Annotated in this window: 18 protein-coding genes and 3 pseudogenes; 13 read left to right on the forward strand and 8 right to left on the reverse strand. The window is 67.4% G+C overall.

Annotated features, from left to right (window positions below; translation table 11 throughout):
• Positions 1 to 75 precede the first annotated feature (75 nt).
• From ACM6LU_RS09850 to ACM6LU_RS09870, 5 genes and pseudogenes are all read left to right on the forward strand, one after another.
• Complete coding sequence (locus ACM6LU_RS09850; RefSeq protein WP_414937320.1) at positions 76 to 570, forward strand: LysM peptidoglycan-binding domain-containing protein; 495 nt, start codon at positions 76 to 78, stop codon at positions 568 to 570.
• A 302-nt stretch (positions 571 to 872) separates the two neighbouring features.
• Positions 873 to 1,361 (forward strand): transcriptional regulator NrdR, encoded by a 489-nt coding sequence (gene nrdR / locus ACM6LU_RS09855; protein WP_414937321.1) that lies wholly within the window; start codon positions 873 to 875, stop codon positions 1,359 to 1,361.
• Positions 1,362 to 1,394: 33 nt separating this feature from the next.
• Positions 1,395 to 5,312, forward strand: a pseudogene (locus tag ACM6LU_RS09860) (LAGLIDADG family homing endonuclease); the annotation flags it as partial.
• A gap of 582 nt (positions 5,313 to 5,894) precedes the next feature.
• Positions 5,895 to 6,602 (forward strand): annotated as a pseudogene (locus ACM6LU_RS09865) (LAGLIDADG family homing endonuclease); the annotation flags it as partial.
• A 3-nt stretch (positions 6,603 to 6,605) separates the two neighbouring features.
• Positions 6,606 to 7,757, forward strand: a pseudogene (locus ACM6LU_RS09870) (ribonucleoside-diphosphate reductase); the annotation flags it as partial.
• Positions 7,758 to 7,812: 55 nt separating this feature from the next.
• Here the strand turns inward: ACM6LU_RS09870 and ACM6LU_RS09875 are convergent.
• Together ACM6LU_RS09875 and ACM6LU_RS09880 are read right to left on the reverse strand one after the other, a co-directional pair.
• Entirely contained in the window at positions 7,813 to 7,989 is a 177-nt protein-coding gene (locus tag ACM6LU_RS09875) for a hypothetical protein (protein WP_414937322.1), read from the reverse strand.
• A gap of 279 nt (positions 7,990 to 8,268) precedes the next feature.
• Complete coding sequence (locus ACM6LU_RS09880; RefSeq protein WP_414937323.1) at positions 8,269 to 8,619, reverse strand: DoxX family protein; 351 nt, start codon at positions 8,617 to 8,619, stop codon at positions 8,269 to 8,271.
• Positions 8,620 to 8,788: 169 nt separating this feature from the next.
• On the opposite strand from ACM6LU_RS09880, the gene ACM6LU_RS09885 reads away from it, so the two are divergent.
• Both ACM6LU_RS09885 and ACM6LU_RS09890 read left to right on the forward strand, forming a co-directional pair.
• The gene (locus tag ACM6LU_RS09885) at positions 8,789 to 9,058 is read left to right on the forward strand and encodes a helix-turn-helix domain-containing protein (protein WP_414937940.1); all 270 of its coding nucleotides are present in this window, start codon (positions 8,789 to 8,791) and stop codon (positions 9,056 to 9,058) included.
• Complete coding sequence (locus ACM6LU_RS09890; protein WP_414937324.1) at positions 8,989 to 9,756, forward strand: ImmA/IrrE family metallo-endopeptidase; 768 nt, start codon at positions 8,989 to 8,991, stop codon at positions 9,754 to 9,756. Before ACM6LU_RS09885 ends, ACM6LU_RS09890 begins: the two co-directional genes overlap by 70 nt.
• Positions 9,757 to 9,883: 127 nt before the next feature.
• On the opposite strand, the gene ACM6LU_RS09895 is transcribed toward ACM6LU_RS09890, so the two are convergent.
• The 3 genes from ACM6LU_RS09895 to ACM6LU_RS09905 all read right to left on the reverse strand — a co-directional run bounded on the left by ACM6LU_RS09895 (position 9,884) and on the right by ACM6LU_RS09905 (position 11,399).
• The gene (locus ACM6LU_RS09895; RefSeq protein ID WP_414937325.1) at positions 9,884 to 10,099 is read right to left on the reverse strand and encodes a hypothetical protein; all 216 of its coding nucleotides are present in this window, start codon (positions 10,097 to 10,099) and stop codon (positions 9,884 to 9,886) included.
• 169 nt (positions 10,100 to 10,268) lie between these two features.
• A complete protein-coding gene (locus ACM6LU_RS09900) occupies positions 10,269 to 11,318 on the reverse strand; it encodes a DUF2293 domain-containing protein (protein ID WP_414937326.1) in 1,050 nt (349 codons plus the stop codon).
• Between the two features lie 18 nt (positions 11,319 to 11,336).
• Entirely contained in the window at positions 11,337 to 11,399 is a 63-nt protein-coding gene (locus ACM6LU_RS09905; RefSeq protein ID WP_414937941.1) for a CGNR zinc finger domain-containing protein, read from the reverse strand.
• A 41-nt stretch (positions 11,400 to 11,440) separates the two neighbouring features.
• On the opposite strand from ACM6LU_RS09905, the gene ACM6LU_RS09910 reads away from it, so the two are divergent.
• Positions 11,441 to 11,785 carry a hypothetical protein gene (locus ACM6LU_RS09910; RefSeq protein ID WP_414937327.1) on the forward strand — a complete coding sequence of 115 codons (345 nt, stop codon included), beginning with the start codon at positions 11,441 to 11,443 and terminating at the stop codon, positions 11,783 to 11,785.
• On the opposite strand, the gene ACM6LU_RS09915 is transcribed toward ACM6LU_RS09910, so the two are convergent.
• Positions 11,742 to 12,329: a TetR/AcrR family transcriptional regulator gene (locus ACM6LU_RS09915; protein WP_414937328.1), complete on the reverse strand. Its 588-nt coding sequence runs from the start codon at positions 12,327 to 12,329 to the stop codon at positions 11,742 to 11,744. The two genes, ACM6LU_RS09910 and ACM6LU_RS09915, sit on opposite strands and share 44 nt — an antisense overlap.
• A gap of 92 nt (positions 12,330 to 12,421) precedes the next feature.
• Here ACM6LU_RS09915 and ACM6LU_RS09920 point away from each other — a divergent pair, with 92 nt between their 5' ends.
• Both ACM6LU_RS09920 and ACM6LU_RS09925 read left to right on the forward strand, forming a co-directional pair.
• Positions 12,422 to 13,078 carry an FMN-dependent NADH-azoreductase gene (locus ACM6LU_RS09920; protein ID WP_414937329.1) on the forward strand — a complete coding sequence of 219 codons (657 nt, stop codon included), beginning with the start codon at positions 12,422 to 12,424 and terminating at the stop codon, positions 13,076 to 13,078.
• Positions 13,078 to 13,392: a DMT family transporter gene (locus tag ACM6LU_RS09925; RefSeq protein ID WP_414937330.1), complete on the forward strand. Its 315-nt coding sequence runs from the start codon at positions 13,078 to 13,080 to the stop codon at positions 13,390 to 13,392. Before ACM6LU_RS09920 ends, ACM6LU_RS09925 begins: the two co-directional genes overlap by 1 nt.
• Before the next feature lie 63 nt (positions 13,393 to 13,455).
• Here the strand turns inward: ACM6LU_RS09925 and ACM6LU_RS09930 are convergent, their stop codons facing one another.
• On the reverse strand, positions 13,456 to 15,462 hold the full coding sequence (locus tag ACM6LU_RS09930) for a prolyl oligopeptidase family serine peptidase (protein WP_414937331.1): 2,007 nt from the start codon (positions 15,460 to 15,462) through the stop codon (positions 13,456 to 13,458).
• An 86-nt stretch (positions 15,463 to 15,548) separates the two neighbouring features.
• On the opposite strand from ACM6LU_RS09930, the gene ACM6LU_RS09935 reads away from it, so the two are divergent.
• Genes ACM6LU_RS09935 through ACM6LU_RS09945 form a run of 3 tightly spaced genes read left to right on the forward strand, consistent with a single transcriptional unit; the run spans position 15,549 to position 17,400 of the window.
• Complete coding sequence (locus tag ACM6LU_RS09935; protein WP_414937332.1) at positions 15,549 to 16,442, forward strand: neutral zinc metallopeptidase; 894 nt, start codon at positions 15,549 to 15,551, stop codon at positions 16,440 to 16,442.
• On the forward strand, positions 16,439 to 16,921 hold the full coding sequence (locus ACM6LU_RS09940; RefSeq protein ID WP_414937333.1) for a hypothetical protein: 483 nt from the start codon (positions 16,439 to 16,441) through the stop codon (positions 16,919 to 16,921). The genes ACM6LU_RS09935 and ACM6LU_RS09940 overlap by 4 nt, the downstream gene beginning before the upstream one ends.
• Positions 16,922 to 16,968: 47 nt before the next feature.
• On the forward strand, positions 16,969 to 17,400 hold the full coding sequence (locus ACM6LU_RS09945; RefSeq protein WP_409491779.1) for a CBS domain-containing protein: 432 nt from the start codon (positions 16,969 to 16,971) through the stop codon (positions 17,398 to 17,400).
• Between the two features lie 79 nt (positions 17,401 to 17,479).
• Here ACM6LU_RS09945 and ACM6LU_RS09950 read toward each other — a convergent pair whose 3' ends face one another.
• Positions 17,480 to 19,048, reverse strand: coding sequence for a DUF4139 domain-containing protein (locus ACM6LU_RS09950; RefSeq protein ID WP_414937334.1), 1,569 nt, complete (start codon positions 19,046 to 19,048; stop codon positions 17,480 to 17,482).
• Positions 19,049 to 19,098: the final 50 nt, after the last annotated feature.

Raw genomic sequence — 19,098 nt, forward strand, 5'->3', positions numbered from 1 at the left:
ACGCGTGTTCGATCTTGATCGCCGGGTCCGCCCGGTGCTGGACCTGAGTGAAGCAGGACTTGCGAGGAGGTTCCGATGTCGATTCTGGCCGATCGAGGACTGGTGCGGCCCAGTTCCCCCGGGCCCGTTCCGGCAGGGGTGACCCGGCCCGTGCGGGTGGTGCGGGACAGGCGTGCCGAGCCCTTGCGCCCGCCGACCAGGGCGCGGGTCGTGGCGGGCCGCCGCCCTGGCGTCGCCACCGCCTCCCCGGCGTGCCCGGCGCCCAGGCGGCTCCCGCTCCGGTGGCCGTCGCTCGTCGCGATGGCCTTGTTCGTCGCCGCCGTTGTCACTGGATTGGGTCTGTTCCTGGCTGGGATTCCCGGCGTCGCGGTGCCCGAACGGACCGTCACGGTGTCCGTTTCCGCGGGGGAGACGCTGTCGGATCTCGCGGCCCGGTTCGCGCCAGGCAGCGACATCGGCGCGGTCGTCGCCAAGATCAAGGAGCTCAACTCCCTGGAGGACGCCGTTCTCGTGCCCGGATTACCGCTCACGGTCCCGGTCGCGGCCGAGGTCGCGGAGGGTGGGAGGTGATCTTAGGGGCCGCTCTCGCCCGTCGTGGGTGAGGTCCCCTTTCGTGTTTGATCAGGCCCGTTGCCGCGCTTGCGTGCGTCCGACCTGCGATCTACTCTCCACCGCTATATGTAGTAGTTACATGGCTGTAGTTGGTCCATAGCTTGGGGTAGACTCGGTACCAGTTGTCCACAGCTGGCCGGTGTTCACCCACCGGATGTCCACAGATCGATCCACATGTCGATCTTTCCCTCGTTGCGTGGCGGCGGGAGCGGGATGTCCACTCGGGGACCGGCCGGCGCGGAGGGGAAGGTGATCGGCGGATGAGGTGCCCGTTCTGCCGGCATGCGGACTCTCGGGTCGTCGACTCCCGAGAGGTGGATGAGGGTCAGGCGATCCGGCGGAGGCGTTCTTGCGCCGCCTGCGGCCGGCGCTTCACCACGTCGGAGACGATGGTGCTCGCCGTCGTCAAACGATCCGGGGTCACCGAGCAGTTCAGCCGGGACAAGGTGGTCCGGGGGGTGCGCCGCGCCTGTCAGGGCAGGCCGGTCGACGACGACGCGCTGCAGCAGCTCGCGCAGCGGGTCGAGGAATCGATCCGGTCGGCGGGGCTGGCGGAGATCCCGAGTCACGAGGTCGGCCTGGCGATCCTGGGCCCCCTGCGCGAACTCGACGGCGTCGCCTATCTCCGGTTCGCCAGTGTCTACCGCTCCTTCTCCTCGGTCGAGGACTTCGAGAAGGAGATCTCGGACCTTCGTGAGGCCATGGCCTCCGCACCGGACGAGAGCGATCAAGACGCGAAAGACGGCTGATGCCGCCTCCCGCGTGGGAGTGAGGGAAGACCCATGACCGAGACCGTGGGAACAGGCAACCCGGCCTCAGCGCGGACAAGGGAAAAGAAGAAGCAGGCCGGCGGACTCACCGTCCGGCGCGTCTTCACCACCGAGGGCGTCCACCCGTACGACCAGGTCACCTGGGAGCAGCGGGACGTCGTGATGACGAACTGGCGCGACGGCACGGTCAACTTCGAGCAACGCGGTGTCGAGTTCCCTGACTTCTGGTCGGTCAACGCGACGAACATCGTCACCAGCAAGTACTTCCGCGGCGCCGTCGGCTCACCCCAGCGCGAGCAAAGCCTCAAACAGCTGATCGACCGCATCGTCCACTCCTATGTCAGCGCGGGCCGCGAACACGGCTACTTCACGAGCCCCGCCGACGCCGAGGTCTTCGAGCACGAGCTGACCTGGATGCTGCTGCACCAGGTGTTCAGCTTCAACTCGCCGGTGTGGTTCAACGTCGGCACCGCCTCGAAGCAGCAAGTCTCGGCGTGTCAGCCCTATGACGCGCTGGTCGACACCCCCGGTGGCGCGGTTCCCATCGGGCGCATCGTCGAGCTGGACGCGGTGGGAGCCAAAGTCTGCGACGCCCACGGTTTGACCAAGGTCGTCGCCACCAAAGCGAACGGGATCAAGGAAGTTCTCCGCCTCACGACGAAGTCCGGTCACCGGCTCGACGTGACCGCCGATCACCTCGTCTGGCGCTCGACCGGAAGTGGTGGCTCCTTCGTGCCCGCCGGGGAACTCCGGGCCGGAGACACTCTCGAATGGCACCGGCGCGATGCCTTCGGCGAGGCCGAGATCAACGAGCGGGACGTGGCCGAAGCCGCGCTCGCGGGCTGGTTGCAGTCGGGTGGCGTCGTCGGACAGTACGAAGGGACCCATCGCTCGCTGACGATCGAGGCCACAACGGTCACCGACCCCGAACTCGCGTGGGTGCAGCGTGCTCTCGACCGGGTTTTCCCCGACGTCCACCGGCACGAGCGAAAGGTCGAGACGCGGGACCAGTCACGGGACTGCCGTCGCACCCGGCTCTACGGGACCAAGCTGGAAGCCTTCGTGAGCGACTGGGGCCTGCGTGCTCGCGGCCGCGCCATGACGGTCCCCGAGGATTTGAACACCGCGCCACTCCCCGTCGTCGCCGCGTATCTCCGGAGCATCTTCCAAGCCGAGGGCTACGTGTCCGAGCGTGAGCGGTCGACGCTGGTCGGTCTCGACATGATCAGCGAAGAGCTGATCCGCGGAATCCAGCACCTTCTGGCCAGGTTCGGCATCTTCGCGCGGGTCGGCCGCAAGGAAGAGAAGCGGGACAACCGGCACGACCTGTGGGGAGTCCGCATCCAGAACGCCGGGGATCGCCGGATCTTCGCCGACGCCATCGGTTTCCTCGACCCGATCAAGGCCGCGAAGCTCGAGGCGTCGTTCGAGAAGCCAGGGCGTCCCACGCTGGAGACCGAACGACTGCAGATCGCGAGCGTCGAGAGCCGTGGCGAGATGCCGGTCTACGACATCCAGACGGAATCCGGGGAGTACCTGTCCGGCAACCTCCGGGTCCACAACTGCTTCATTCTCGCGGTCGACGACACCATGGAGTCGATCCTCAACTGGTACCGCGAGGAGGGCCTGATCTTCAAGGGCGGCTCCGGTGCCGGCCTGAACCTCTCCCGCATCCGTTCTTCGCGTGAGCTGCTGTCTTCCGGCGGCACCGCGTCCGGTCCGGTTTCGTTCATGCGCGGCGCCGACGCGTCCGCGGGCACCATCAAATCCGGTGGCGCCACCCGGCGCGCGGCGAAGATGGTCGTGCTCGACGTCGACCATCCGGACGTCGAAGAGTTTGTGCGGACCAAGGCCCGTGAAGAGGAGAAGATCAAGGTCCTCCGCGACGCCGGGTTCGACATGGACCTCTCCGGTTCGGACATCACCTCCGTCCAATACCAGAACGCGAACAACTCGGTCCGCGTCTCCGACGAGTTCATGCAGGCCGTCGAAACCGAGGGCGAGTTCGGCCTGCGGGCGCGGATGACCGGTGAGGTCATCGACCGGGTCGATGCCAAAAAACTGTTCCGCACCATCGCGCAGGCCGCCTGGGAGTGCGCGGACCCCGGGCTGCAGTACGACGACACGATCAACGACTGGCACACCTGCCCCGAATCGGGCCGCATCACCGCGTCCAACCCGTGTTTCCCCGGCGACCAGCGGGTGGTCACCGACACCGGTCTGGTGCGGATCGGCGACCTCGTGCGCCGGACAGCGGGTGGTGAACGGTTCGCCGTCTACACCAACGACGTGACCCATGCCGATGACCCGGTGGCCAGGATCGTCGCGACAGAACCTACGAGGTACATGGTCACCGGCACCAATGAAATCGTCGAACTTCGTTTCAGCGACGGCTCACGATTGCGGTGCACACCCAACCATCGGGTATGGACCGCGAACCATGGCTGGGTACACGCCGACCAGCTCACCGCGGAAAACCGGGTCGTACGATCGATCGAATACGCTCCGCGTCCGTACGCTTCCGCGGCATTGCCGCCGCTCGCGGTGCAGGTGGCGCATCAGGCGCGCGGTAGGGCTCTTCGCGCGGTGCCGGAGAAGTGGGACACGGGGCTGGCTCATTATCTCGGCTGGTTGGTCGGAAACGGTCGTCTGACAGGCGCGGGTGCGACGACGGTTTATGGGAGCGGTTGGGAGCGAGATGTCCTCATGCCGAGGCATCGTGCCCTGCTGGCTTCGATCACCGGCTTCGAGAGCAAGCCCAGCCTCCAGTCCAACGGCACGGTGCGACTGAGGGCTATGCGGGGTCGTTTCGGCCTGATGCTCGAGGCGCTGGGGGTTTCGACAGGGCGTTCCCCTGCGAAAGTGGTCCCGGAGTCGATCTACGTCGCCCCTGAGGGCATCGCGTGCGAGTTCCTGCGTGGCCTCTTCGACGCCGACGCTTGCGTGGTGGACCAGGAACAGAATGGCATCCGCTACATCGGCCTTGCCAGTCGCTCAGAGGAACTCCTGATCGGTGTCCAGGAACTGCTCGCCAGCCTCGGTATCCGGGGGCGTATCCATCGCACGGGTACGGAGGCGGCGTCGTTCCGGCATGTTACCAAGAGCGGCGATGAACCCGTCTGCGGTAGTGACGGCGAGAGCTTCGACCTCCGGATCACGGGCGGGCATCTGGCGAAGTTCGCCGAGCTGATCGGATTCGAGCACAGCGAAAAGTCCGCCAGACTGGCTGATGCCACCGGCCGCCACGGCTGTTACTCCGTCGACGAGACGGTTCGGCTGGTTTCCCGGGTTTCCCGAGGTTTCGAGACCACGTTCAACCTGACCGAATCCCGCAATCATTCCTACATCGTCGGCGGGACCGTGGTCGCCAACTGCTCCGAATACATGCACCTGGACAACTCCAGCTGCAACCTCGCCTCGCTGAACCTGCTCAAGTTCGCCACCGCCGACGGCGGTTTCGACGCGCCGCTGTTCGCGAAAGCCGTCGAGCTGGTCATCACCGCGATGGACATCTCGATCTGCTTCGCCGACTTCCCGACCGAGGCGATCAGCGAGACCACGCGCAAGTTCCGCCAGCTGGGCATCGGGTACGCGAACCTCGGAGCGCTGCTGATGGCGCTCGGGCACGCCTACGACTCCGACGGCGGCCGCGCGCTCGCCGCCGCGATCACTTCACTGATGACCGGCGTCTCGTACCGGCGTTCGGCCGAACTCGCCGCGGTCGTCGGGCCGTACGAGGGCTACGCGCGCAACTCCGAGGCGCATCAGCGGGTCATGCGCAAGCACGCCGCGGCCAACGAACTGGTGCGGACCTACCACGCCGACGACGCCGCGGTTCGCGCGCTCGCGACCCAGGAATGGAAGCGCGGTATCGAACTGGGTGAGACCAACGGCTGGCGCAACGCGCAGGCCTCGGTACTCGCACCGACCGGATGCCTGACCGCGGACACCCTGGTCACCACGGACCGGGGGCTTGCCCGGCTCTCCGAACTCGGTGATCTGTACGGGGATCGCTGGCAGGACGTCGAATTCACGGTCGCGACCGACGAGGGCCCGCGCCGGGCCGCGAAGTTCTTCGTCAACGGCGAGGAGCCCACCCGGCGGATCGAGACCAAGGGCGGATACCGGATCCAGGGCACTCTCGCCCACCGGGTCAAGGTGGTGGAGCCGGAGACCGGTGCCTGGGTCTGGAAACGGCTCGCCGACATCCGGTCCGGGGACCTGCTGCCCCTGCAACTGGGCGGCTTGGCCGGCGATCCCCGCCGGGTGCCGCTGCCGGTGCTCGACCAGTCGCACTACGCGGGCGACCGCGATATCCGGGTGCCGGACGAGGTCACCGCGGATCTCGCGGAACTGGTGGGGTACTTCGAAGGCGACGGCAGCCTGCACGCGAAGGGCGTCCGGCTCTGGGTGGCCGACACCGATCTCGATGTCGTCGACCGGTTGCGGATCCTGAGCAAGGGTCTTTTCGGTCTCGAACCCGTGGTCCGTCAACGTCAGGGCTACCAGGAGGTGACCCTTCAATCCGTCCGGCTGGCCCGATGGTGGCAGGCGGCCGGATTCGCGAAGGAGCTTCCCGGTTCCGACCATGACGGCAAGGGATGGACTCCCCGCGTCCCCGCAAGCATCAGGGAGACCAACGACCCCTACGTCTACGCCGCTTTCCTGCGCGGAGTCTTCGAGGCAGCCGGGACCGTGCTCGAAGGAGTTCCGAGCGTCTCGACCTCTTCGGAACTTTTCGGCGATGACATCCGGACCCTGCTGCTGGCACTGGGCATGGTGACCACGACCCGCCGGACGACCAGCGGGTTCGGCGGGCCGACGTTCCAGATTCGGCTCCGTAACGTCGACCAAGCCATGATCTTCGACGAGATCGTCGGTTTTCTCAGCGAGCGCAAGGCGCGGTCGATGGTGTGCCTGGAGCCGGACGGCTCGGCCAAGGGCGATCGAGTGCACCTTCCGCGGCAGGTGTGGGACGCACTCGTGCCTTCCGGACACGAATACCGTAGTGCGGTCGTTCAGTCGCTGCGGAGGACCGGTGGGGTGGCGCGGATGCTCGCCCGCCGGCTCTACTCCGAGACCTTCGATCCCCGGCTGGGCCGGGCGCTCGAGTACCTCTTCGAGCCCATCGAGTCCAATGAGGATGGCGGTGTTCAACCCACCTACGACCTGTCGGTTCCGGACAACGTCACCTACGTCGCCAATGGTTTCGTCAGTCACAACACCATCGGTTTCATGATGGACTGCGACACGACCGGTATCGAGCCGGACTTCTCGCTGGTCAAGTTCAAAAAACTGGTCGGCGGCGGTTCGATGCAGATCGTCAACCAGACCATCCCGCGTGCGCTGGCCGCCCTCGGCTACGAGGCCGAACAGGTCGAGGCGATCGTCGAGTACATCGCCGAGCACGGTCACGTCGTCGACGCCCCCGGTCTGCGCTCCGAGCACTACGAGGTGTTCGACTGCGCGGTGGGGGAGCGGTCCATCGCGCCGATGGGACACGTCCGGATGATGGCCGCGGTACAGCCGTTCCTGTCCGGCGCGATCTCCAAGACGGTCAACATGCCGGAGTCGGCGACCGTCGAGGAGGTCGAGGAGATCTACTTCCAGGGCTGGAAGTCCGGTCTCAAGGCGCTCGCGATCTACCGCGACAACTGCAAGGTCGGGCAGCCATTGTCCAGCGGCAAGAAGGAGAAGGCCGAGCCCGAGTCGGAGACGGTCGTCGAATACCGGCCGGTCCGCAAGCGCCTGCCGAAGAAGCGCCCGAGCCAGACGGTGTCCTTCACCGTCGGCGGCGCCGAGGGGTACCTGCACGCCGGCTCCTACCCGGACGACGGGCTCGGCGAGATCTTCGTGAAGCTCGGTAAGCAGGGTTCGACCCTCTCGGGCGTGATGGACGCTTTCTCGATGTCGATCTCGGTCGGCCTGCAGTACGGGATCCCGCTGGAATTCTACGTTTCGAAGTTCTCCAACCTGCGCTTCGAGCCCGCCGGCATGACCGACGATTCGGACATCCGGATCGCCACGAGCGTCATGGACTATCTGTTCCGCAGGCTGGCGCTGGACTACCTGCCGTACGAGAAGCGCGCGCAGCTCGGCATCTTCACCGCCGACGAGCGTTCGGCGCAGGTCGAGGCGAACTACGGCGCCGCGCCCGCCGCGGAGAACGTCGACATCGAGGCACTCCGGTCCACTGTGGACTCGTCGGCCGCGGATCCCGTCAAACGGGTGGCGCATTCGACGGCGGAACTGGTGGAGCTGAACCTCGGTACGGCTTCCGACGCGCCGCTCTGCATGACCTGCGGTACGAAGATGCGGCCCGCCGGTTCTTGCTACGCCTGCGAGGGTTGCGGAGCGACCTCAGGCTGCAGCTGACACCGGTTCTGTGGCGCGGGGGGTGAAGATCATCGCCCCCGCGTCGCTCGGCGGTTCAATGTGTGAGGTTCCTCGCTGCGGCGAGGCCCAGAACGGTGGCGGCTCCCGCTTGTTCGGCCGCGTGAGTGACATCGGCCATCGTCCAGCCGGTGTGGTGGACCTCATCGAGGACGAGGACGGTCCGGCCTTCGAGGTCTTCGTCGACCGGAACTCGTGGAGCAATTCGCGGCACTCGGCGCGAGTCATGTCCTTGACAGGCTTCCGGTACGCGCTCTTGGTCTTGAGCGGGGCGGTCAGTGGGCGGGCCAGCCGACCGTCTCCCGCGGAGGATCCCCACCCGAACACCGGATGGGTCGACCCCGCGCCGGAACAGATGGCCGCCGACACGATCGCCGGCTTCCCGGCGCGGTTCGAGTGGGTGCTTGACATCCGCGTGCTGGAGATCGACGGCTCGCGAAGCGATCGCGGACGTCGTCGCCGAACACTTCAGTGCCCTACCGGCGGACTGACCTCATCGCGCCAAGTCGAGGACGAGCGTCGCCACCGCCAGCGTGAGAAAGCCCGCTGGGAAAGCGATGTTGTAGAGAACGCGGGCGCGCACGTGGGTGCTGACTGCGCCGACGTAGAACAGCACGAGCCCGACCGCCGCCGCTGTCCCGAGGTACGGCACGCCAAGCAGGCCGAGCAGCAGCCCGGCCGCGCCCGCCGCCTTGAGAGAGGCCAGCGGCGAGATCCAGGACGGGGGTACGTCGACTTCGGCGGAGTTTCTGAGGACGAACGAGACCCGCGCGAAGTCGGCGGCGGCGATTCCGGCGTTGATCACGATCGTCAGGATGGCCAAGGTGAGATAGGCGGAGTACATGCGCTCTGGACGAGGCCCACGGCCGGAACGTGACAGAGACCGGGGGCGCAACTCGGTCGGGCAGTGTTCACAGGTCGACTTGACGAATGTGCGAAAATCGCACCACGCTGGTCCGGTGGAATGGACTGAGGTTGGCGAGCGTGTCCGGGAGAGTCGGCTGGCGGCGCGTATGTCGCAAGCCGACCTTGCGAATGCTGTCGGCCTCGAGCGGACGAAGATCGCCAAGATCGAATCCGGCGGTCGCCAGATCGACGCTCTCGAGCTGGCAAAGCTGGCTTCCGCGCTTCAAGTTCCGATGGGGCATTTTCTCCGCGAGCGGCCACCTGTCTTGTCACGGCGTACCGCCTGGTCGATGACACGGACAGCGCCGTGTCCAGGGACTCCTACTCTCTCGATCTTCTCGAGCCCGGCAAGGCTGTGGTGTACGACAGCCCGGTGACAGATGCGGAAGGTGCCCGCGTGGCGGCTCTCTGGCTGCGAGAGCGACATGGTCTCGGGCAGGAGCCGATCCGGACGCTGATGGCGGAATGCGAACGTGCCGGGCAGTACGTTCTGGTTTCCGACCTTCCTGGAGATGGCGCCTCATTGGTTAACGGCGATCTCGGGGTGTCCGTGGTCAGCAGGCTTGCCGATCCGGGCAGGCGACGGGCTACTGCGGCCCATGAGCTCGGTCATCTGGTGCTGGGAGACGAGTATTCAGCCGATCTCGGTGTCTCGACGTCGCGTGAAGAGCGCGAACGGGTCATTGACGTGTTCGCGGCGGAGTTCCTGCTTCCTTCAGGTGTGCTCGAGCGGGCGTCGACGAGTGATCTGCGGGCTGAACTGATCCGGTTGTCCGCTGTCTACCGCACCTCATGGTCGTTGACCGTGCGCCAGGCCGGTTACGTCGGCCTGCTCGACGGCGATCGCCTCACGAGCTGGTTCTCTGAGGCGCCGACGCGAGCGGAGCTCAGGGACGCCGTCGGATGGGATCCGCAGCCTGATCTGGAAGGGGTGCGGGTCCCGCCAAGCTATGCCCGCGCTGTGATGAAGGCCTTGAGGCAGAGCTGCGTCACGCCTGCCAGGGCAGTCGAGCTCATGCACGGTGAGATCGCAATCGACGACCTCCCGGAGACCGGGACGAGCTCCGGCTCGTGACCGCCGGGTGTCCCCTGGTCCTCGATGCGACGTGTCTGAACCATTTCGCGCGTGCGGACGGCTCGACGTACTGCGGGATCTGCTCGTCTCCGACGAATGTCGAACGACTTACGTGGTCATCGAGGAGCTACGCCGTGGTTCGTCGGCTCATCCGGCCCTTCAGGACGCGCTGGAGCTCGAGTGGATCGGATGTTTTGTGAAGTGGGCGGAACGGATCGGCGCGAGTGGGCGAGATCGGGGAGAAGCCAGCGTTTTCGCCGTAACCGAGTTGCGAAGCGGTATCGCGATAACCGATGACCAAGCCGCGATCCGGGTGGCCCGGCGGTTCGGTCTTGAAGTTCACGGAACCGTATGGCTCCTGGCCAGGGCCTGCCGGGATGGGAAGTTGACCGAAGTGGCTGCTGGGAATCTCATCGACTTGGTTCGGGTCACAGGTATGCGCCTGCCCTGTACCGGTGCCGAGTTCGGCAGGTGGGGCCGAGCCCACTACCTGTTGTGACCGACTACAGGGATCAGGTTCGCCAGCGTTCGAGGACGGCGTCGATGGCCGTCTGAATGCGGTCGCGGGCGGCCTGTCGTTCCACACCTGCCATGAGGAGGTCGTCGTAGTCGGTGTCGAGGTGCCGGATCGAGGCGACGACGGCGAGGAACACCGCTCGCTCGGCCAGTTCCCGTCCGGCGGCCGACCGGCCGACCCGGCCGCTGCCGCGCAGGCCGGCGTGTTCGGCGATGGCGCGTGCCCGGTCCGGCGGGCAGCCGGGGAACATTTCGGTGATCGCGGCGAAGAACCGGGCGGTGAACTCGACGTCCTCCAGCGCTCGCCGCTCGCGATCGCGTCCGCGACGTCGTTCCCGGACGTCTTCGTCGGCGAGGCACTGGTCCTCGGCGCTGCGCAACGCCGCGTCCTCGACCAGGATCCCTTGCCGATCATGGCGTTTCCGTGACCGGTTGAACTTCATGACGACGGCGGAGAGCCGGCTCGCCTTCTTCGCCCGGCGGGTCAGGGCGGTGTCACCTGAAGGCAGGAAAACCAGGTGGCCGAGGTCGGCGCAGTCGAGGCAGTGGGGCACCTCGTTCTCCAGGAACAGCAGGCCGCCGGTGCCACCGCAGTCGGCACACGTCCACTCCTTGAGGGTCACCAAGACGATGAGGTCGGGGGCTTTCCGTTGCCTCGCCACGACTTGCGCGCGTTTGGCCTCGGACAACCCGGGCATGATCCACTGCGTTCGGAACACCGGCTCGAGGTCGGCCAGTTCGCCGGAGGTCGCCTTCAGCGGGGCTCGGTCGCGAGTGGCCCCGACGTGCTCGATTTTGGCGCTCTCGAGGCTTTTCCCGGTCGCCCATCGCCGAAGCGCGCCGAGAGCGAAGCTCAATTTCTCCGCGTTCACCGGCAAGGCCGTCGACAGATCGGGGATCCGGCCCTGCTGCCAGGACTCGAGGACGGTGTCCGGTAACCAGCCGATCCCGGTCAGGACGTCGAGCGCGGTCACCGATTTCCGCGTGGACAGCAGTTTCTCCGCCGTCTCCACGACGCGCTGTTCCAGTTTCGCCGCACCCTGCATCGCCGGAAATTCTAGCGATCACGCGGTTTCGGTCCGCGCCCGGTAGGCCCGGATCTTGGCGCGGTTGCCGCAGCGCTCCATCGAGCACCAGCGGCGGCCCGCGATCAGGCAGTTGCTTTCCGGTGACGGGCGGCGCCCAGGCGAGCCGCCGCGTTTCCGGGTCGATCACCGGCCGTGGGTTCGCCCCGGTCGAGTCGTTCGAACAAGACGAGGTCTTCGTCCGACGGTGCTTCGCCGCGGGCGTGGGTGGGCGCGACGCGGTAGAGCGCGTCCCGGAGTTGCTTGAGTGCGGCCTTACCTGGCGGCCGAAGGGCTGGGACCACGAGAGCACGATCCAGGTGGGACTCCGTCCGGCGGGGCCGGGCAAGACGACCGTCGTCCACCAGGAGCGGCTCGCCGGGCCAGAAGAGCGTGCGGCGCTGATCAGGACAGCGCGCGTCGCGCCTGCTCGCTCAGCGCGTCGGTGATCCGCTCGGGACTCAGGCCGAGTTCGCCGGTCTGGTAAAGAAAGACCTCGGGGGCGAGTGGCGCCAGCAGGATGTCGGCGAGCGCGTCCGGGTCCTTCGCATCCGCTTGCTCGGCGAGGACGCGGACGTGCGTGCGCCACAGCCGGTACGGACCGGTGGTGAACCGGGAGTGCCCGACTTCGGTGCCGAGGACGAGATGCGCGTGCCGCGCGAGCAGGTCGGTCATCGCCGCGTAGAACGCGGCCAGCCGCTCGGCGGGCGGTGCGCCGGGGCCCAGCGGGGGAGGGCCGGTGAGCAGTCGCTCCTGCAGTTCCCGCTCGTGTTCGTCCAGCAGGGCGACGGCGATCGCCGAGCGATCCGGGTAGCGGCGGTACAGCGTGGCGCGGCCGACCCCGGCCGCTTTGGCGATGTCCTCCATGGTGACGTCGGCGGCTGGACGTGCGGCGAAGAGCTCTTCGGCGGCTTCCAGGATCTTCGCGCGGTTGCGGGCGGCGTCCGAGCGTTCCCGTCCCGGACCGTTCGCGAGCAGATCTTCCGTCGGCATGTCCGCAGCTTAGGGAATATCCGGACGCGACGTCCACTTGTACCCGGTGAAGCAAGTGGACGACATGTCCACTTCACGATCTGGGAGGCCGGATGAGCCACCTTCTCCACCTCGACTCCAGTGCCCGCAGCGCGTCGTTCTCCCGTGAGCTGAGTGCACGCTTCGCCGACGTCTGGCGCGCCGCGCGTCCTGGCGCGGGCTACATCTACCGCGACTTGGCCGCGGAGCCGGTGCCGCCGATCGGGCAGGCGTGGACCGAGATCTACGACGCCCTCCTCGCCACCGGGATCACCGACCCGGCCGGCTACGCCTCGGTGGTGAAGACGCCGGGGCAGCGCGAGGCGTGGACCGTCATCGAGCCGCTGCTGGCCGAACTGCTCACCGCCGACGTCGTGCTGATCGGGGCGCCGATGTACAACTTCTCGATCCCCGCGACGCTCAAGCTGTGGATCGACCAGGTGACGTTCCCGAAGATGTCCTTGGCGGGCAAGGCTTTCGTGGTCGCCGGGGCGCGCGGCGGCACCTATCTGCCGGGAACGCCGCGGGAGCAGGTCGATCATCACGAGCGCTATCTGCGGGACTTCTTCGCCGGGCACTACGACGTCCACGACGTCACGTTCCTGCATTCCGAGCTCACGAACGCGCTCGTCGATCCGCGGCTGAACCCGCGTGACCCCGACCGGGTCGCGTCGCGGGGACAGGCGCTCTTGGCGGCGGAAGAGCTGGCCGCGACCGAAAGGATCGCCTGATGGGCTGGGGAATCCTGCTACTGGCAGGGGTCGTCGAAGTCGCCTGGTCGCAGAGCATCAAACCGACGGAGAACTTCACCCGGTTCTGGCCGACCGTGCTCTGTTTCGTACTCGGTGTCGCGGCGGTCTTTCTGCTGTCGAAGGCGATGGACTCGCTGCCGGTGGGGACCGCGTACGCCGTGTTCACCGGGATCGGTGCGGTGGGCGCGATCTTGTTCGGCGTCGTGATCCACAAGGACCCGCTCAGTTTCGGACGGTTCGCGGCGATGGCGCTGATCGTGGGAGGGGTGGTGCTGGCGAAGGTGGCGGAGTGAGCCAGGTGTCGTGAAAGGGTCTTTCAAGACGAAATGTGTCTCGAAAGACCCTTTCATGACACGTCAGGCGAGTTTCTCCCACAGGAATTCGAGCATCAGCGCCCATTTGAACGCCAGCTGCTCGTTGTCGGCGGCCGCGCCGTGACCGCCCTCGATGTTCTCGTGGTACCGCACGTCGTGCCCCTGTTCCAGCATTCGCGCGACCATCTTGCGCGCGTGCGCGGGATGCACCCGGTCGTCACGGGTGGAGGTGACGAACAGGACCGGCGGATAGTCCCGTCCACTGTGGACGTTCTGGTACGGCGAGTACTTCCCGATGAAGTCCCATTCCACCGGATCGTCGGGGTCGCCGTACTCGGCCATCCACGACGCTCCCGCGAGGAGCTTGTGGTACCGCTTCATGTCCAGCAGCGGTACCTGGCTCACGATCGCGCCGAACAGGTGCGGGTAGCGCGTGAGCATCACGCCCATCAGCAACCCGCCGTTGCTGCCGCCCTGGATCCCGAGGCGGTTCGGCTCACTGATGCCGCGCTCGACGAGGTCGGCGGCGACGGCCGAGAAGTCCTCGTAGACCTTGTACCGCTCGGCCTTGGTGACCGAGGTGTGCCAGTCGGGCCCGTATTCGCCGCCGCCGCGGATGTTCGCGACGACGTAGGTCCCGCCGCGCGAGAGCCAGCCTCGGCCGATCACGCCGCTATAGCTGGGGGTCAGCGAGACCTCAAAGCCGCCGTACCCGGTCAGCAGTGTCGGCCCGCCTTCGGCGCCGGAGGGGCGTACAACGAAGTACGGGATCTTCGTGCCGTCCTCCGACGTCGCGAAGTACTGCGAGACCGTCATGCCTTCGCTGTCGAAAAACGAGGGCGCGCGTTTGAGGACTTCGACGTCGCCTCCGACGTGTCCGTAGCTCAGCGTCGACGGCTGGGTGTAGCCGCTGGAGTCGAGGAGGTACTCGTCGCTGACGTCAGGGTCGGTGCCGGTGATCTGCGCCGTGCCCAGCTCCGGGGCGCCGGCGAGTGGCTGCGAACTCCAGTCGTCCGACGGCGTGAGCACGCGCAGTTCCGTTCGGACGTCGGACAGCGTCGAAAGCAGCAGGTGGTCGTGCGTCCATGCCCAGTACTCCAGCGACGTGTGCGCGTCGGGTGTGAAGAGCGTCGTGAAGGTGCGCTCACCCGCCATGAAGGTGTCGAACCCGGAGGCGAGCAGGGTCCCGGACGGGTAGGTGGTGCCGTCGACGGTCCAGTCCGAGCGGAGCCGGATCAGCAGCCATTCGCGGTGCGAGGACGTCTGGGCGTCTTCGGGGACCTCGATCCGCTTAAGTTCGCCAGGTGTCCTGAGATACCGCTCCGTGCGATAGAAGTCGATCGACCGGTAAACGAAGTCGCGCTCGTATCCCTCGGTCGGGTCGTGGTGGGCGGAGACCGAGACGTCGTCCGGCTTGCCCTCGAAGACCACCGTCGCCTCTTCGAGCGGGGTGCCGCGCAGCCATTCCTTGGCCAGCCTCGGATAGCCCGAGCTGGTCAGCGTCCCCGCGCCGAAGTCGGTGCCGATGTACACGCGGTCGCGGTCGATCCAGCCGATCCGGGTCTTGGCTTCGGGCACGAAGAACCCATCCTCGACGAAGCGGCGTCCTTCGAGGTCGAACTCGCGGACGACGGTCGCGTCGGCCCCGCCACGCGACAGTTCGACCAGCGCGATGTCGTAACCCGGCCGCAGGACGGCGGCTCCCTGCCACACCCAGTTCTCGCCGTCGGCCTCGGCCAGCGCGTCGACGTCGAGCAGGAGCTCCCACTCCGGCGCGTCGAGCCGGTACTGCTCGAGGGTGGTGCGGCGCCACAGCCCGCGGGGGTTTGCCGAGTCCTGCCAGAAGTTGTACAGGTATTCGCCGCGGCGGCGGACGTACGGGATCCGGTCGTCGGCGTCGAGGACCTCGCGGACCTCGTCACGGATACCGGCGAACCGCTCACCGGTGGACAGCTCCGCCAGGGACTCGGAGTTGCGGGCTCGCACCCAGTCCAGCGCTTCGCCGCCGGTCACGTCTTCCAGCCACAGGTACGGGTCCTCGTCACTCATGTTGACAGTCTCGCCGGGGCGTCGGCCCCGGCGCCACCAGGTGTGGTGTTTTCGTATGCTGATGGCTCGCACGCTTGGGGGAGACCATGACCGGCACTGACGAGGTACCCCGCAACACGGGCTCCGCCGTGGTCGGCTTGTTCATCGTCGCCGCCTTGACCGCCGTGGGGATGGCGATGGCGGGCGGGCCGCGGGAGATCGGCGGCCAGGCCCTTCCGGTGGCGGAGGCGCTCACCTCGGAACGCGCCAAGGCGCCGGCCGGGACGGCCAGACCCACGCCGGAGGAGGTGCGGGAGCTGGAAACGAACCCGCTGCTGGCCGACGGGATCGCGCTCGCCGCGGTCACCTGCCGGCTGCCGGCGATCAGCCGAGACCCCGCGAAGCTGGAGAGGTACTACAAGACTTTCGCCTCCTGTCTCGCCGAAGCCTGGAAACCGGCTTTGGACCAGGCGAACGAGCCCGCGCTGCCGGCGACCGTGCAGGTGACGCTGCCGGAGACGAGTGCTTGCGGGAAGGTGCCGAGCGAGGCCGAGGCCGTCGCCTACTACTGCGGCGGCGACACCACGATCTACGCGCCGACCGAGTGGATGCTGAGCGACGCCGGCCTCGAACGGTCCCGTCATCTCGCGACGATGGCCCACGAGTACGGGCACCACATCCAGCGCTCCAGCGGGATCCTGTCGGCCGCCGCCGAGAAGATGACCTCGCCGGACGAGGACAGCCCGGCCGACAAGGAACGGGTCCGCCGCATCGAACTGCAGGCGAACTGCTTCGGCGCGCTCGCCCTCGCGGCCGCCGCCGGCCGCGGGTCGATCAGCACTTCGCTGGCCGGTGCCGCGCTCGACACCTACGGGAACACCGACGACAGCGACACCCACGGCAGCCGTCGTAATCAGCTGAAATGGGCGAAGGCCGGATTCGTGGGCAAGACGACGTCGTCGTGCAACACCTGGGCGGCGACCGCTTCGGAGGTCAAATGACAGACGACGTGATGGCCGAGATCAACACCGGCCTCCAGCTGCACATCTCCGGCGACCGGGCGGGCGCGCGCGAGAAGTTCGCCGCGCTGTGGGAGCGGATCGGCGAGGACGGCGACCCGCTGCACCGATGCGCGCTCGCGCACTACATGGCCGACGTCTGCGACGACCCGGCCGACGAACTCGCCTGGGATCTCCGCGCGCTCGCGGCCGCGGACTCGCTGACCGACGAACGCGCCCAGGAGTATCACGCGACCCTGGCCGTGCGCGGTTTCTACCCGTCGCTGCACCTCAACCTCGCCGAGGATCACCGCAAACTCGGTGATCACGAGGCCGCGAAGGCCCAGTGGGAACTCGGTCAGGGGACACTCGGCGCGCTCGGCGACGACCCGTACGGCACCGGGATCATCCAGGCGTACGACGCGCTCGCGACCAGGTTGGGCATCGAATCGGACTCTCCGGACTATCGCGCGCGGCGGTGAGGCCATAACCTGGAGTGACTCAGGTCACCCATCCGGGAGGAGCGCGTATGCGGATTTCCGATCTGTTGCGGAACAAGGGGGCGGCCGTCGCGACCGTCTCGCCGGAGACGAACGTCACCGAATTGCTCGAGAGACTGGCGGAGCACAACGTCGGCGCCCTGGTGGTCGTCGACGACGAGGGCGGGATCGTCGGGATCGTCTCCGAACGGGACGTGGTGCGACGGCTCAACGAGCGCGGACCCCAGCTGCTCGACGGATCGGTGTCCGCGATCATGACGAAGATGGTCGCCAGCTGTACCCCCGAGGACTCGGTGGACCAGCTGTCGGTCCTGATGACCGAACGCCGTATCCGGCACGTCCCGGTCCTGGTGGACGGCAGGCTCGCGGGGATCGTGAGCATCGGCGACGTCGTGAAGACACGCATGGAACAGCTGGAAAAAAGTCAGGAACAGCTCGAGGCGTACATCTCGCAGGGCTGAAGCCGGCCGACAATGCTATGAACGGTCCGTTACTTGCAAAATTTGCAAGTAACGGACCGTTCATAGCATCCCGAGGGCGCTACTCGCGCCACCCCGAGAGCTCCACACCCTTCGCGACATCCACCCGATATCCGAGCGTCACGACGCCCTTCGCGCCCGGAGCGAGCGTCAGCCGCCAGGTATATTCGCCCAGCTCGGTCTGCTCCACTGGCTCGGGTACGGCGCGGAGGTCGCGAACCGTGATCGCTTCGTCGCGGGAGACCGGCGCCTGGTCCAGCACGGTCACGACCGCTTCGCGCGGGCTGTGGTTGCTGACGGTCGTGTTGTAGGAGGCTTCTCGTTTGCGCACGCCGGACAGCGTCGCCTTGCTCGCCGAGCGATGCGCGAGTTCCCGTTCGACCCGGATCCGGTCGTCCACGCCGAGGGCGAGTTCGAGCCCCTCACCCGGCGCCCAGACTTCGAGCCGCGTGGTGCCGACGAACTCCGTCTCGTGGAACACCGACGCCTTCCCCGGCCGCAGCGTGTGTTCCGACGTGTTGATCAAGGTCGCCCGCAGATACGCCTCCGAAGAGATCGCCGGAGCGGTGAGGTAGCCCAGTTTCGCCGTCAGGTCCAGTTGCGCGAGCGTCGTACGGTGACCCTGCGCGCCGGAAGGCACCGCCACCGGACGGCCCTGCCGGTAGGTGACCGCGGTGGCGCCTTCTTCGGCGGTCGCGGTCCGCGCCGCCATCGGGGCGGCGGCAGGGGGCGGCGGCATGCCCACCGATTCCGGGACCCCGCCGCCCATCGGCGACGCCCCGCCGTACGCGGCGCGGGCCATCATTGGCTGGACCGGGCGCACGCGGTCGAGGAACCACGGTTCGAGTTCGGGGACCACCACGGTGTTCGCCGGTCGCGCGGTGGACAGGGCCAGCTCGCATTCGGGCCAGTCCTCGCCGGTGTGCTGGGTGATCCGCCCGTACCAGGTCACGCTGACGTCCTCGCCCCGGACGCGGACGTCGTAACCGGGTTCCCAGCTCGCGTTCGCGACCACATAGGACAGTTCGAGGCCGATCTCCGCGCCGTCCTCCTGGCTTTCCAGCTCGACCGTGACCGTCGCGCTGTCCACTTCGGACAGCCCCTGCTTCGACTGGATCTCCCGGTCGAGCGCGCCGAGGTCGTCACGGAGGCGGGCGAGCCGGATGCCGAGTTCGCGGCGTTTGCCCAGCGCGTCGGCCAATTGCGTGCCGAGCGCGTCGGTCACCTCCGCGACCCGGGGCGGTTCCGCCGTGCCCGCCGCGAGCGCCTTCGCGAAGCTGCCGCCACTCCGCTTCGCCACGCCAGTCAGCAGCTCGACCTTCGCGGTCTCCGCGGCGACGGCGTCCGCGGCCTCGTCGACCACGGCCTGGTCGACGCGCCGCTGTTCGATCAGGGTGCGCAGGGCGGCGTCGGCGGGCACGGCATGGCGCTCGACGGCGACGTCGACACCGGCGATGACAGCCGGGCCGAAACCGGTGACGCGCACGGAATCGGAGTCCAGGTTCCAGGGCAGACCGGCGAAACCGAACCGCGTCTCCTTGTCAAGGCGCGCCGAGGCCCGTCTCGTTATCCGGGCATGGTGGGGGTAGACGGTGACGGCGACGATCGGTGCTTCCACGATGCTCGGCATGCCTCCGACGTTAGTCTCTTGACACCTGTTCGGGCGGCCGGAAACCTCAG

This window comes from Amycolatopsis sp. cmx-11-51 (genome assembly GCF_047608665.1).
Taxonomy (GTDB): domain Bacteria; phylum Actinomycetota; class Actinomycetes; order Mycobacteriales; family Pseudonocardiaceae; genus Amycolatopsis.

Excerpts from the sequence above, each read along its gene's own strand:
- ACM6LU_RS09850 (WP_414937320.1), top strand. The coding sequence starts at position 76 with ATGTCGATTCTGGCCGATCGAGGACTGGTGCGGCCCAGTTCCCCCGGG.
- nrdR (WP_414937321.1), top strand. The coding sequence starts at position 873 with ATGAGGTGCCCGTTCTGCCGGCATGCGGACTCTCGGGTCGTCGACTCC.
- ACM6LU_RS09880 (WP_414937323.1), bottom strand. The coding sequence starts at position 8,619 with ATGTACTCCGCCTATCTCACCTTGGCCATCCTGACGATCGTGATCAAC.
- ACM6LU_RS09885 (WP_414937940.1), top strand. The coding sequence starts at position 8,789 with ATGTCGCAAGCCGACCTTGCGAATGCTGTCGGCCTCGAGCGGACGAAG.
- ACM6LU_RS09900 (WP_414937326.1), bottom strand. The coding sequence starts at position 11,318 with ATGCAGGGTGCGGCGAAACTGGAACAGCGCGTCGTGGAGACGGCGGAG.
- ACM6LU_RS09915 (WP_414937328.1), bottom strand. The coding sequence starts at position 12,329 with ATGCCGACGGAAGATCTGCTCGCGAACGGTCCGGGACGGGAACGCTCG.
- ACM6LU_RS09920 (WP_414937329.1), top strand. The coding sequence starts at position 12,422 with ATGAGCCACCTTCTCCACCTCGACTCCAGTGCCCGCAGCGCGTCGTTC.
- ACM6LU_RS09925 (WP_414937330.1), top strand. The coding sequence starts at position 13,078 with ATGGGCTGGGGAATCCTGCTACTGGCAGGGGTCGTCGAAGTCGCCTGG.
- ACM6LU_RS09930 (WP_414937331.1), bottom strand. The coding sequence starts at position 15,462 with ATGAGTGACGAGGACCCGTACCTGTGGCTGGAAGACGTGACCGGCGGC.
- ACM6LU_RS09935 (WP_414937332.1), top strand. The coding sequence starts at position 15,549 with ATGACCGGCACTGACGAGGTACCCCGCAACACGGGCTCCGCCGTGGTC.
- ACM6LU_RS09940 (WP_414937333.1), top strand. The coding sequence starts at position 16,439 with ATGACAGACGACGTGATGGCCGAGATCAACACCGGCCTCCAGCTGCAC.
- ACM6LU_RS09945 (WP_409491779.1), top strand. The coding sequence starts at position 16,969 with ATGCGGATTTCCGATCTGTTGCGGAACAAGGGGGCGGCCGTCGCGACC.
- ACM6LU_RS09950 (WP_414937334.1), bottom strand. The coding sequence starts at position 19,048 with ATGCCGAGCATCGTGGAAGCACCGATCGTCGCCGTCACCGTCTACCCC.